General features: G+C 59.4%; 1 protein-coding gene. It reads left to right on the forward strand.

The genetic code is table 11. The features are described from left to right. The first annotated feature begins 218 nt into the window (after positions 1-218). The gene (locus tag IB235_RS24805) at positions 219-536 is read left to right on the forward strand and encodes a hypothetical protein (RefSeq protein WP_155042582.1); all 318 of its coding nucleotides are present in this window, start codon (positions 219-221) and stop codon (positions 534-536) included. Positions 537-680: the final 144 nt, after the last annotated feature.

Here is a 680-nt window from a genome sequence, read left to right on the forward strand (position 1 = left end):
ATCATCAGCGCGGTAACAGATCCGGTCCCGGTGGTCCCAGGGAATCGCGCAGGCGCGATTATTCACGTGCGGTCAGGGGCAAGGCTGGCTTGGAGGCGCAGCAAATATCGAAAGACCGATATGGCAAATTTGAAACTTCCCGGGGCTTGACCAGTTAATCCGGGAGGGAAAAACCTTCGGAACAGCCCGATGTCATCTTTACGACGAGAGGTATTTGATTGAACCAGTTCATTCCCCGAGCCGCGAGAGCGAGCTTGCGCATTTCGATCACCTTCGGCTCGGGCTTTGACCTGAACCCGGCCGTACGCCGAGGCATCGAAACTGCGATCTTGACCCCTGCCGAGGCCGAAACGGCCGTCTGGATTGACGACCGGCTGACCTACCGGACCCGCCGCTCGCCAGAGGAGGTGATGATCGACTGGGAACTGCACGGCTATGATCGCAGCGATTTCCTCAATGTGCAGATCGGTCCCTGGGTCATGCGGCGTCACAATCAAAGCTGGACCGGCCGCAACAGACGCATCCATCGACAATAAGCGCCGTGATGGCGGCCAGTTTGACCGCGACCCGGGGGAGTGCAGATCCTTTGGCCCGACGCGCTATCCATGAAGGACAGCCGACAGTCTATCCCGGTCATGTCGGCAGTGCATTCGAGGACGGTTCAACCTGCGTCGCGCGTG

This window comes from Paracoccus sp. PAR01 (genome assembly GCF_014851995.1).
GTDB classification, from domain to species: Bacteria; Pseudomonadota; Alphaproteobacteria; order Rhodobacterales; family Rhodobacteraceae; genus Paracoccus; species Paracoccus litorisediminis.